10 protein-coding genes and 1 tRNA gene are annotated in these 11830 nt (G+C 66.2%); 10 read left to right on the forward strand and 1 reads right to left on the reverse strand.

What is annotated here, in order from left to right:
* Window positions 1–42: 42 nt before the first annotated feature.
* From FJ386_06580 to FJ386_06625, 10 genes are all read left to right on the forward strand, one after another.
* Window positions 43–267 carry a hypothetical protein gene (locus FJ386_06580; protein ID MBM3876369.1) on the forward strand — a complete coding sequence of 75 codons (225 nt, stop codon included), beginning with the start codon at window positions 43–45 and terminating at the stop codon, window positions 265–267.
* Between the two features lie 23 nt (window positions 268–290).
* Window positions 291–1949: a hypothetical protein gene (locus FJ386_06585; protein MBM3876370.1), complete on the forward strand. Its 1659-nt coding sequence runs from the start codon at window positions 291–293 to the stop codon at window positions 1947–1949.
* A gap of 33 nt (window positions 1950–1982) precedes the next feature.
* Window positions 1983–4349 carry a hypothetical protein gene (locus FJ386_06590; GenBank protein MBM3876371.1) on the forward strand — a complete coding sequence of 789 codons (2367 nt, stop codon included), beginning with the start codon at window positions 1983–1985 and terminating at the stop codon, window positions 4347–4349.
* Window positions 4350–4421: 72 nt separating this feature from the next.
* Window positions 4422–6794, forward strand: a complete 2373-nt coding sequence (locus FJ386_06595; GenBank protein MBM3876372.1) for a hypothetical protein — start codon at window positions 4422–4424, stop codon at window positions 6792–6794.
* A 26-nt stretch (window positions 6795–6820) separates the two neighbouring features.
* Window positions 6821–7759 carry a hypothetical protein gene (locus FJ386_06600; protein MBM3876373.1) on the forward strand — a complete coding sequence of 313 codons (939 nt, stop codon included), beginning with the start codon at window positions 6821–6823 and terminating at the stop codon, window positions 7757–7759.
* Window positions 7760–7869: 110 nt separating this feature from the next.
* Window positions 7870–8940 (forward strand): zinc-binding dehydrogenase, encoded by a 1071-nt coding sequence (locus FJ386_06605; GenBank protein MBM3876374.1) that lies wholly within the window; start codon window positions 7870–7872, stop codon window positions 8938–8940.
* A gap of 188 nt (window positions 8941–9128) precedes the next feature.
* Entirely contained in the window at window positions 9129–9755 is a 627-nt protein-coding gene (locus FJ386_06610) for a hypothetical protein (GenBank protein ID MBM3876375.1), read from the forward strand.
* 19 nt (window positions 9756–9774) lie between these two features.
* Entirely contained in the window at window positions 9775–10368 is a 594-nt protein-coding gene (locus FJ386_06615) for a hypothetical protein (protein ID MBM3876376.1), read from the forward strand.
* Between the two features lie 104 nt (window positions 10369–10472).
* A tRNA-Glu gene (locus FJ386_06620) sits at window positions 10473–10547 on the forward strand.
* A gap of 98 nt (window positions 10548–10645) precedes the next feature.
* Window positions 10646–11011, forward strand: a complete 366-nt coding sequence (locus FJ386_06625; protein MBM3876377.1) for a hypothetical protein — start codon at window positions 10646–10648, stop codon at window positions 11009–11011.
* A 40-nt stretch (window positions 11012–11051) separates the two neighbouring features.
* On the opposite strand, the gene FJ386_06630 is transcribed toward FJ386_06625, so the two are convergent.
* The gene (locus FJ386_06630; protein ID MBM3876378.1) at window positions 11052–11666 is read right to left on the reverse strand and encodes an HNH endonuclease; all 615 of its coding nucleotides are present in this window, start codon (window positions 11664–11666) and stop codon (window positions 11052–11054) included.
* Between the last annotated feature and the right edge of the window lie 164 nt (window positions 11667–11830).

Genomic DNA, 11830 nt, shown 5'->3' on the forward strand with positions numbered 1-11830 from the left:
CGGCGGTTGCGCGGGCAATCTGTTTCACGGCCCGCTGCGTCGATGTTTGAGACGGAACCCGCGCCCGCCGCCGCCAACCTCGGCGAACCGGTGAAGGAGGACATCGCCCTCGGCGTGGACAGCCGGCCGCCCGCGGGCAGGTCGAACAGCGGCGTCCTGCTCACGCTCGCGTCCGGCCGCGCGGTCTTCACCGCTGCGCCGGTCGCTTCGATTCATTTGCCGCAGAATTGTCCTGAACACGTTTGCTTTTCGATGGCGTCCATGTAGAAGAACGGAAGCACACCCACGGCATGATCCCGCCTGAATTGCTCGCGCGACTGGAGCCGGTGGCGCGTCGCCATCGCCGGCTGCAACTGCGGCGGGAACTCGCGCTTTGCTACGGCATCGCGGCCATCGCGGGCCTCGGGCTCATCGGCCTGCACGGGCTCACGGGCTTCTGGTCCACGGCGCTGGTGCGGCTGCTCGGCGCCGCGGCGTTCGCGGCCGCGATCTTTGTATGGTGGCGCTGGCGTCAGCAACCCGTGGACTGGCATTGGGTCGCAGGCGAGATCGAGGCGCGCCACCCGGAGTTGAACACGCTCCTGCTCGCCGCGCTCGAGCAGCAGCCGCAACCGGACGGCAGCTTCAACTTCCTCCAGCAACGCGTCGTCTCCCAGGCGCTTGAGCACAGCCGGAAAAAACGGTGGACCGACGGCGTGCCCGGCGGCCAGCTCGTGCGCGCGCAGGCGGTTCACCTCGGCACGCTCGCGTGCCTGCTGCTCGTGGTGTTTGGCCTGCGCAGTTCCGCCGAGAAAGCCGCGGTGCAAAAGGCCATCGAGGCCGTCGGCGTGCAAATCACCCCCGGCGACGCATCGCTCGAAAAAGGCCAGTCGCTCATCATCTTCGCGCGCTTCGCCGGCCCGCTGCCCGCGGGCGTGGATCTCGTGCTCGCCGGCACGCCTGACGGCGGGCGCACCCAGCCGCTCGTCAAGAGCCTCGATGATCCCGTCTTTGGCGGCAGCGTGTCCGAGGCGCAATCCGACTTCACGTATCGCATCGAATACTCCGGCCAGCGCTCGCGCGATTTCAAGGTGAAGGTCTTCGAGCATCCGAAACTCGAACGCGCCGACGCCGACCTCGCGTATCCGGCCTACACGGGACTGCCTGCGCGCCGGATTGAAAACACCAGGCGCCTCACCGCGGTCGAGGGCACGAAGGTCCAGCTCGCGTTTCAGTTCAACAAGCCCGTCGCGCGGGCGCAACTCGTCGCGCGGGACCAGTCCGCCATCCCGCTCGACATCGTGACCAACAGGCCCGCCGCGTTGCTGAAGGACTTTGCGATCGAGGAGAGCAAAACCTACGACCTGCAACTGGTGGACGCCGACGGCCGCACGAACAAGGTGCCGGCGCACTTCGTCTTCGAGGCGCTCAAGAACCGCCAGCCCGAGCTCAAGCTCACCGCGCCGCGCGGCGACCAGCGCGTCTCGGCGATCGAGGAGATCACCTTCAGCGGCGAGGCGTGGGACGACTTCGGGCTGCGCGCCTACGGGCTCGGCTTCATGATCGGCGGAGGCGATGCGCAGTTCATGCAACTCGGCGACGACGCCAGGCCGGGCGAGAAGCGGCCGTTCTCCCACGTGCTGCCGCTCGAGCCGATGCGGCTCGCGCCCGACGAACTCATCGCCTACTTCATCTGGGCCGACGACACCGGGCCCGACGGCGAGGTCCGCCGCACCGCAAGCGACATGTATTTCGCCGAGGTGCGGCCATTCGAGGAGATTTTCCGCGAAGCCGCGGGCGGCGACCAGGACCAGCAACCGCAACAACAACAGCAGGGCCAGCCACAGGGCGGGCAAGGGGAGCGCCTCGCCGAACTGCAGAAGCAGATCATCAGCGCGACCTGGAAACTCCAGCGCCAGGCCGCGGGCATCAAAGCTCCGGCCGCGAAGGGAAAGTCCTCGTTTGAATAGCGACCGCGACGCCTTACACACTCACCACAAGCCATGAAACCACGCCTGCTCGCCATCGCGCTCACGAGCGCAGTCTTCGCCACCGCTGTCGTCGTCGCGCAGGAGCGCCGCGCCGCGCCGCCCACGAGACCCTCGCCCGCCGTAAAGCCCACCGGCAATTACAAGGAGGACGCCGCCGTCGTCCACGAGGCGCAGCAGAAGGCCCTCGAATTGGCGCAGGTCCTCGCGGGAAAGGCGCAGGACCCCAAGGCGCAGGCCGCCGTCAGCGCCGCCATCGCCGAGATGGAGCGCGCCATCAAGCTGCTCGACGAGGCCAAGGACAATCCGACGAAGCTCACCGCAGCCGTCGCCGCCGAGCAGGCCGCGTATGCGCACCTGCTCAAGCTCGCCCCGCGCGAAATCAACGTCTCGCAAAAGAAAGGCCAGAAGGGCCAGCAAAGCGGCAGCCAGCAATCCCGCCAGCGCCAGCTCGACCAGCTCGACCTCAAGATGAGCGAGAACAAATACGAGCAGCAACGCCTCGCGCAGGACGCCAAGCAATCGCCCGAGCAGCGCGAGCAGTTGCAGGTGCTCAACCGCCTGCAGGAACTCGCGCGCCGCCAGCAGGACTTGAACGAGCGGCTCAAGGAACTCCAGACCGCGTTGCAAGAGGCCAAGTCCGAGCAGGAGACGGAGGACATCCGCCGCCGGCTCAAGCGCCTCCAGGAGGAGGAGCAGAAGATGCTCGCCGACGTGGATGAACTCCGCCAGCGCATGGACCGGCAGGAAAACCAGTCCAAGATGCAGCAGGAGAGCAAGCAACTCGACCAGACGCGGCAGGACGTGCAGCGCGCCGCCGAGGCCATGCAGAAGGGCAACGTGCAACAGGCGCTCGCCTCCGGCACACGCGCCGAGCGCGACCTCGAGAAGATGCGCGACGAGATGCGGAAGAAAACTTCCAACGCCTTCTCCGAGGAGATGCGCCAGATGCGCCTTGAGGCCCGCGAGCTCGCGCAAAAGCAGGAGCAAATCGGCCGGCAACTCGACCAGCTCACCGACAACAACCGCAGGAAATCCCTCACCGACACCGGCGAGAAACAGGAGCTCGTGAAACAATTCCAGGAACAGAAACAGCACCTCACAAACCTCGTGGACCGCGCGAAGGAAATCAGCGAGCGCGCCGAGCAGGCCGAGCCGCTCCTCCACAAGCAGCTTTACGACGCCGTCCGCAAGAACGCCCAGGCCGACGCCGCGAACCTTCGCGGCATGACCGAGGAACTCCTGCAACGCGGCAAGATGCTCCGGCCCGTTTACGAACTGCTCGAGAAGAACAAGAACACCGAGCCGGGCACCGGGCTCGAGATCGCCGCCGAGTTGATGAAGAACGGTTTCCTGCCCGAGACAAAGAACATCGAGGAGCGCAGCCGGCGGAGCATTGACGAGTTCAAGCGCGGCGTGGAGCGCGCCGCCGAGAGCGTGCTCGGCGACGAAGCCGAGGCCCTCCGCATGGCCCGCAAGGAAGTCGAGGCCCTCGCAGAAGCCGTCCGGCGCGAACTGGCGCAGGCCGAGCCGCAAGGCGAAGAGGCGCAGGCCGGCAAGCCGCCGGGCAAACAGGCGGGCCAGCCGTCCGAGTCCGGGCCGAAAGGCCAGCCCGGCGGGAAATCCGGCGAACCCAAACCCGGCGCGGGCAAGCCGGGCGAACCGAAGCAAGGCGAAGGCAAACAGGCCGACCCGAAACAGGGTGAAGGCAAACAAGGCGACGGTCAGCCCGGTGAGCCGCAGCCCGGCCAGGGAAATCAGGGGCAGGGGAAGCAAGGCGAGGGCAAGCAGGGCGATCCCCAGGCACAGAACAACAATCCGCAAGACGGCAAACAGGCCGGGCGCCAGCCCGGTCAGCAGCCGGGCGAGAACGCGGGCAAGCAAGGCGGCAAGAGTGGAAAAGAGGCGGGCCAGCCGAACCCGGACGGTTCACGCGACCGCGCCGACCTTCAGAATCGCGTCCGCAACGGTGGCGACGGCGGCGGCGCGAGGCGGACGGGCGGCTTCGACGAGTGGCTCGGCAACCGGCCGGTGTTTCCCGGGCCCATCCGCGGCGAAGATTATCTGCAGTGGAGCGACCGCCTTCGCGACGTGGAGGAAATGATCGAACTGCCCGACCTGCGCCTCGACGTGCAGCGCGTTCGCGAGGAAGCGCGCCGCTTGCGTCAGGAAGCGCGCCAGGAACCCACCAAGCCTGACTGGGTGCAGATCCGCACCAAGATCGTCGCGCCGCTCGCCGAGGTGAGCAAGCGCCTCGGCGACGAGATCGCGAAGCGCGAGTCGAAGGAGGCGCTGGTGCCGATTGACCGCGACCCCGTGCCCGGCAAGTTCGGCGAGTTGGTGCGCCGCTATTACGAGGAGTTGGGCAGGAGCAAGAACTGAGGCGGTTGCTGCGCGAAGCTTCCAACCGTGGCCGGTTGACCGGCGGCGCCTTTGAACGACACTCTGCCCGCGATGTTCGCCTCCATCATCTTTGCCAACCGCGACTGGCTCGCGCCCGTGGGCGTCACGCTCGCGGTGGCGCTGGTTTTTCTCGTGCGCGGCTACCGCGTGTCAGGAGCGGAGCCGTCGGTCCGCGGACTGTGTTTCGCGTTGAAGCTCCTCGGCCTCGTGGCGCTCGGCCTCTGCCTGCTTGAGCCGCATTGGAGCGGCGAGCGCGCGCGGCCCGGCGCGAATCACTTCGTCATCCTCGCCGACAACAGCCAGGGCATGCAGATCAAGGACCGCGACGCGACCGAGACACGCGCCGATTCGCTGCGCAAGCTGCTCAAGTCCGACCAGGCCGCGTGGCAGTCCAGGCTCGACGAGCACTTTCAGGTGGCGCGTTACGTGTTCGACTCGCGGTTGGTCAGCACCAAGGACTTTTCCGAGCTGAACTTCGACGGCCGGGCCTCGGCCCTCGGCGCGGCGCTGCGGGGCGTGAAGGAACGCTTCGGCAACCGCCCCATCGCCGGCGTGCTGCTGCTCACCGATGGCAACGCAACGGACATCTCCGAGGCGCCGCCCGGGCTTGCGGGCGTGCCCGTCTTCCCCGTCGTCATGGGAGAGAACGCGCCCATCCGCGACCTCGCGGTCCAGAAGGTCGCCGTGAGCCAGACCGTGTTCGAGGACGCGCCGGTCAACGTGCAGGCGGACGTGCTCGCCACGGGCTACAACGGCTACGAAATCGTCGCGCAGATGCTCGACCGCACCGGGAAGAAGATCGAGGAGCAGGCGCTCAAGTCGCAGCGCGACTCGGACCCGCTCGCGTTTCGATTCCAGTTCAAGCCCGACAAGCCGGGGCTTTCCTTCTACCGGCTGCGCGTCTCGGCGAAGAACGAGCTTGAGCAGTTTGGCAACGCGGCGCTCTCCACCGAGGCGACGCTCGCGAACAATGCGCGCGTCGTCGTGGTGGACCGCGGCCGCGGGCCGTATCGCATCCTCTACATCGCGGGCCGGCCGAATTGGGAGTTCAAGTTTCTCAACCGGGCGCTGGCGGAGGATGACCAGGTGCATCTCGTCGCGCTGATCCGCGTGGCGAAGCGCGAGCCGAAGTTCGAGTTCAAGGGCCGCGTGGGCGAGTCGAGCAACCCGCTCTTCCGCGGGTTTGGCAACCAGAACCCCGAGGAGATCCAGCGCTACGACCAGCCCGTGCTCGTGCGCCTCAACACGCGCGACCAGGAGGAGCTGCGCGGCGGCTTTCCCACTTCGCCCGAGGAACTCTATGCGTATCACGCGGTGATCATCGATGACTGCGAGGCGGAGTTCTTCAAGCCCGACCAGCAGTCGCTGCTCCAGCGCTACGTGTCCGAGCGCGGCGGCGGGCTTCTCATGCTCGGCGGCGCGGAGTGCTTCCACCAGGGCAAGTATGCGCGCACGCCCATCGGCGACATGCTGCCCGTCTACCTCGACCGCAACACGGAGAACTCGGCGCCGCAGCAGGGCTACACCTTCTCGCTCTCGCGCGAGGGCATGTTGCAGCCGTGGTCGCGCGTGCGGGCGAACGAAGCCGACGAAAGGCGCCGCGTCGAGGCGATGCCGAAGTTCGACGTGCTCAACCAGGTGAAGGAAGTGAAGCCGGGCGCGAGCGTGCTCGCCACGGTGAACGACGGCCGCAGGGAGTATCCCGCGCTTGTCACGCAGCGCTTCGGCCACGGCCGCACCGCGGCGCTCCTCATCGGCGACCTCTGGCAGTGGGGCATGCACGATGCCGAGTCGCACAAGGACATGGACAAGTCGTGGCGCCAGACCATCCGCTGGCTCGTGTCCGACGTGCCCAACCGCATCGAGCTGGCGACCGAGGCGCAGCGCGGCGATGCGAATCAGGCCATGTTGCTGAATGTCCGCGTGCGCGATGAGAAATTCCAGCCGATGGACAACGCGTCCGTCGTGCTGCGCGTGCAACCGCTCGCCGCCGACGCGAAGGCCGGGGCGGAGACGAATTTCATCCGCCTCAACGCCGAGCCCGCCACGAGCGAGCCGGGGCTGTATCAGGCCACCTACGTCCCGCGCGAAACCGGCGGCTACCAGGTCACCGCGTTTGTCACCAACGCCATCGGCGCCGAGGTCGCGCGCGCCGAGGCCGGCTGGAGCACGGACCTTGCGGCCGAGGAATTCAAATCGCTCAAGCCGAACCGCCCCCTGCTCGAGGCCATCGCGAAAAAATCGGGAGGCGAGCTGCTCACGCCCGCGCGGCTGGATGACTTCGCGCGCGCGCTGCCGAACCGCCGCGCGCCGGTGACCGAGGCGTGGACGTATCCGCTCTGGCACACGCCGCTCGTGTTCCTGTTCGCGCTGTTGTGCTTCGTCGCCGAGTGGGGACTGCGCCGGTGGAAAGGAATGGCGTGAGGATGGCCGCGGCCCCCTTCGTGGCGCTGCTCGCGGCGGCCACCTGTGCCGCCGCCGCGGTGGCGCCGCAGCAGGCGAACCCCACGGTCATCGTCGCCGTCGGCGCCGCGGGCGAGGAGGAATTCGGGAATCAGTTCGGGCAGTGGGCGGCCAACTGGTCGAAGGCCGCGCGCGAGGCCGGCGCGAAGTTCATCGGCATCGGCCCCGGCACCTCGGCCTCGACCAACGATCTGGCGCTGCTCAAGTCCGCGATCGAAAGCGAGCCCGTGGACGGCCCGGCCGAGTTGTGGCTCGTGCTGCTCGGCCACGGCACGTTCGACAGCAAGGACGCCAAGTTCAACCTCACCGGTCCCGACCTCGCGGCGACGGACCTCGCCGCGTGGCTCAAGCCGGTCAAGCGGCCCGTCGCAGTCATCAATGCGTCGTCGGCGAGCGCGCCGTTCATGTCGAAGCTCGCCGCGCCCGGTCGCGTCGTCATCACCGCCACGCGCAGCGGGAACGAGGTGAACTTCGCACGCTTCGGGCGGCATCTCGGCGAGGCGATGCTCGACGCGCAGGCGGACTTGGACAAGGACGGGCAGACCTCGCTGCTCGAGGCGTTCCTGCTCGCGTCGAGCCGCACGGCCGAGTTCTACAAGTCCGAGGGCCGCCTCGCCACCGAGCACGCGCTGCTCGACGACAACGGCGACGGGCTCGGCACGCCGGGCGACTGGTTTCGCGGCGTGCGCGCGGTGAAGAAGGCGAGCGACGGTGCGGCGCTCGACGGGTTGCGCGCGCACCAGTTTCACCTCGTGCGCAGCGCGAAGGAACGGCAGATGCCACCGGCGTTGCGGATGAAACGCGACGCGCTCGAATTGCAGGTTGCGAAATTGCGCGAGTCCCGCCAGGGCGCGGGCGACGAGGATTACTTCAAGCAGCTTGAGGCCGTCCTGCTCGAACTGGCGCGACTCTACGAGAAGCAGTAGCGGGACGGGCGTCCCGCCAGCCGGCCCCGGTTCACGCTCGTTCTCCGCACGAATCCCCCGGCCGATTTGCCGGCTTGCGGGCGTCACCGCGGCTGTGTTCTATCCGCGCCGTGTTCAAGCTGCCCAAGGTGATGCGCGCCGTCGTTTACCGGGGCGTGAACGACCTGCGCCTCGAAACCCTTCCCGTGCCGCGGATCACCTCGGCTGAAATCCTCGTGCGCGTCGCGGTGTGCGGCGTCTGCCCGACGGACATCAAAAAAATCCAGCACGGGACCGTCGCGCCGCCGCGTGTGTTCGGGCACGAAACGTCCGGCACCATCGTCAGGGTCGGCGCGCGGGTGCGCGGCTTGCGCGAGGGCGACCGCGTGGCGCTTCATCACCACGTGCCCTGCCTCGATTGCCACGCGTGCCGGCACGGCGCGTTTGCCCAGTGCGCGCAATACAAGCGGACCGGCATTACCGCGGGCTTCGAACCGGCGGGCGGCGGCTATGCGGAGTTCGTGCGCGTCCTGCCGTTCTGCCTGCCCGGCGTGGTGAAGGTGCCGCCCCGAAACACGTTCGACGAGGGCGCGATGCTCGAACCGGTGAACACCGTGCTCAAGGCCGTCCACCGGCTCAGCTTGCAGCGCGGCGACTCCGTGTGGGTGGCAGGCCAGGGGCCGATCGGGCTGCTGTTCACCCGGCTGCTCGCGCTGCGCGGCATCCGCGTGCTGGCAAGCGATCGTGCGGAAGCGCGCCTCGCCCTTGCCGCCAAGTTCGGCGCGCGCTTAGTCCTGGGCGCGGACGACCCGGATTTCGAAACCCAACTGGACCTTGCGACGGCCAGCAACGGCCTCGACGCGGCCGTGCTGGCGGTTCCGGTGGACGCGCTCGTGACCCGCGCCCTGCAACTTGTCCGCGGGGGCGGCGCGGTGATGCTCTTCGCGCACACCCAACGGGGTTCTGCGATTGGCGTGGACCCCGCGGCAGTCTGTGTGGATGAAAGGTCCCTGGTCGGGAGCTACTCGGCGGACGTGACCTTGCAGAAGGAGGTCGCCCGGCTGGTGTTCTCCCGCCGGCTCGACGTTCGAGGGTTGGTGACCCACCGCTTTCCATTGGCGCGGACGGCCGACGCGGTGCGACTGGCCGCAAATCCCTCGGTGGATTCACTCAAGGTGGTTGTCGCCGCCGATACGACCTAGGCGGGCGAAACTGGCTGGATTTGGGGCGATTATCGGGACTTGCGACACGTCCGGACGTCGTCGGGACACGGTTCCACCCGCTGCCTTGCAAGTGCCCTGTCTACAGAGAAATCCTGACAAAAAAACTGTTGACGGCTCGAAAGCCGGCTGCGATGTTCGCACCGCACACGACAAAAGGAAAACACCACATGAAGGCCAAAGCGCTTCTCGTCGCAGGACTGGTTCTCGGTGCCGCAACCTCAGCGTTCGCGCAAGGCACGGTCTATTCGGTCAACGCCGTGGGATTCGTCAACAAGACCCTGCTTCCGGGCTTCTCACTCATCTCGAACCCGCTCAACGCGCCGACCAACACGTTGAACGCGCTTCTGCCCGCGGGCAGCGTTCCGAATGGCACCGCAATCTACAAGTTTGACGGGACAAGCTTCTCAAGCAGCTTCTTCTTCGGAACCTGGGTTCCAAACTTCACCGTCGTTCCCGGCGAAGGATTCTTCATCCGTAATCCCGTTGGGACGAACATCACGATCACGTTCGTCGGCAACGTCCAGCAGGGAACGCTTACCACGTCCCTCCCCGCCGGCTTCTGGATCGCGAGTTCCCAAGTTCCGCAATCCGGCGAAGTCGAGACGGTGCTCGGCCTGCCCGTGGCCAACGGGAATTCCGTCTATCGCTTCAACCCCACCAACCAGCAGTATTCGAGCTCCTTCTACTTCGCGGGTTGGGGTGGCAACGAGCCTCGTGTGGATGTCGGCGAAGCCTTTTTCGTCAACCGCGCGACTCCCGTGAGTTGGACCCGCGTTTTCTCCGTCAACCAGTAATTCGCAAACTTCCAAGCCTATGAAACTGATCCATCGCCTCTCCCTCGCCGCTTCAGTCCTCCTTGTGGCTGCTTCCGCGCGGGCCGACTACGTTGTCACATTCTTCAACTTCAACGCCGGTAATTCGCTCCTTGGTGTCGTGTATGACACGGGTGGCGTGACTCCCCTCGGCTCGGGGTTCTCGGCGCAGATTTATGCGGGAGCGAGCGCCGGCTCACTCGCAGCCATCGGGTCGCGTGCCAATTTTATCGACGGCACGGGCATCATTAACGCGGGGGATGTTTCCGTCACGAGCGCCTCGCTCAACGCCGGCTCCTTGGGTGCGTATCAACTGAAAGCTTGGGACAATGTTGGTGGGACCATTACTTCCTACGAAGCTGCAGTCGCGGCGGGCCGCAAGGTTGGCGAGTCGGCGATTGTCGGGTTGGGCGGAACCGTCCAGACTTCCGGTTTCGTCTTGGGAGGAACTATTCCCGGAACACCTCCGACTGTGGTTACCGCGACTGTGAACCTCCACCCGTCATTTTCCGTCGCACTTGTTCCCGAGCCCGGTCTCATGACGCTTGGGTTGCTCGGTGCCGCGGGATTGTTCCTGCGCCGTCGTCGCGACTAGGGATACCTGCTCTCTTCAAGCCGCCCGGAAACGGGCGGCTTTTTTGTTGCGCGTGGTTGACAGCACACTCGACCCAACACTAGCATCCGCGCGCTGGTTCAGCCGGCCTGTTCGTCTATCGGCTAGGACACGGCCCTCTCAAGGCTGAAAGATGGGTTCGATTCCCATACGGGCTACCAGCTCCGCGGGTTCGAATTCCGGGTTTGGAGATTCGGGTTTTCGCCCGTGAACCTCCCGGCAATCCACCTTGGAACTCGGAACTCAAAACTGATTTCGGATGCGCCAGTTCCAGATCATCTTCAATCCGACCAGCGCCGCCGAACTGGCTCGCATGCCGAAGGAGCTCCAGTTGCAGATCCTCGGCGATTTTCGGGGCCTGCCCGATGAAGTGATGGGGACGGAACTCCAGCACTTCGGCCGGTTGGAACGCCAGGGGCACGTTCTCCACCGCTTTCGGGTCGGCGACTACCGCATTTACTTCGAGCGTCACCCGCTTGGCGTCGTTGTGCATCGCATCCTGAGCCGGAATACGCTCAAGGATTTCCTCTACCGGTCGAGCCTTCCGACGGGCGAAGACGAGGCCTTGCAGGAGAATCCGCAGTTCTGGGCGATGATCGACTCGGCGGGTGCGAAGGTCCGGTAGCGATGCCGGACGGCGCGTGCGGGCACGCGTCAGGCAGGCGTCACTGTTCTCCCAACTCCACGTTCCAGTAGGCGAGGTCGAGGAAGTGCTTCCAGCTTTCGTGGCATTCCAAGCTCACGTTCAGTTGCACGAACGGCCGCCACTTCGGGCGCTTGGGTTTCCGGATCAGCCGCAGCCCCGCCTCCGCCGGCGTGCGGTTTCCCTTGCGCGTGTTGCACGGAATGCACGAGCAGACGATGTTCTCCCACGTCGTTGGCCCGCCGCGGTCGCGCGGGATGACGTGGTCCAGGTTCAGATCCTTCCGGTCGAAGATCTGACCGCAAAACTGGCACGTATTGCGGTCGCGCTCGAAGATGTTGTGCCGCGTGAACTTGACCTCCTTGCGCGGGAGCTTGTCGAACACCATCAGCATGATCACGCGCGGAACGCGAATCCGGAAGGACACCGTGGTGATGGACTCGGCGTGCGGTTCGCGTTCTGAAAAATCACGCCACTCCGAAAAGTCGAAGGTCTCAAACGCGCCGTCATCGTCGCCGACGACGACCTCGGCGTGGCCTTGGAACAACAGCGTCAGCGCGCGCCGGGCCGAGCAGACGTTCACCGCCTGCCAGAGCCGGTTGAGCACGAGCACTTGATGGTTCAGGTAGATGCCCATTCGCTTTTGCGCGCGGAAAATATCAACGCCTCCCGGCAGTGTCAACGTGCCGGCGGAGCGCGCGAATTCCCTGTTCCACGCCGCGCCGGGGTGTGCTATGAACAATCACCAAACCGGCTAGAATTCCGATTGGCGCACGGGCGTCTTTTCTTGGCTGTTCACCG

The sequence above is a fragment of the Verrucomicrobiota bacterium genome (genome assembly GCA_016871675.1).
In the GTDB taxonomy this organism is placed as follows: domain Bacteria; phylum Verrucomicrobiota; class Verrucomicrobiia; order Limisphaerales; family VHCN01; genus VHCN01.

Bases quoted from the DNA above. Each gene is read 5' to 3' on its own strand.
- FJ386_06580 (MBM3876369.1), top strand. From the start codon at position 43: ATGTTTGAGACGGAACCCGCGCCCGCCGCCGCCAACCTCGGCGAACCG.
- FJ386_06585 (MBM3876370.1), top strand. From the start codon at position 291: ATGATCCCGCCTGAATTGCTCGCGCGACTGGAGCCGGTGGCGCGTCGC.
- FJ386_06590 (MBM3876371.1), top strand. From the start codon at position 1,983: ATGAAACCACGCCTGCTCGCCATCGCGCTCACGAGCGCAGTCTTCGCC.
- FJ386_06595 (MBM3876372.1), top strand. From the start codon at position 4,422: ATGTTCGCCTCCATCATCTTTGCCAACCGCGACTGGCTCGCGCCCGTG.
- FJ386_06610 (MBM3876375.1), top strand. From the start codon at position 9,129: ATGAAGGCCAAAGCGCTTCTCGTCGCAGGACTGGTTCTCGGTGCCGCA.
- FJ386_06615 (MBM3876376.1), top strand. From the start codon at position 9,775: ATGAAACTGATCCATCGCCTCTCCCTCGCCGCTTCAGTCCTCCTTGTG.
- FJ386_06625 (MBM3876377.1), top strand. From the start codon at position 10,646: ATGCGCCAGTTCCAGATCATCTTCAATCCGACCAGCGCCGCCGAACTG.
- FJ386_06630 (MBM3876378.1), bottom strand. From the start codon at position 11,666: ATGGGCATCTACCTGAACCATCAAGTGCTCGTGCTCAACCGGCTCTGG.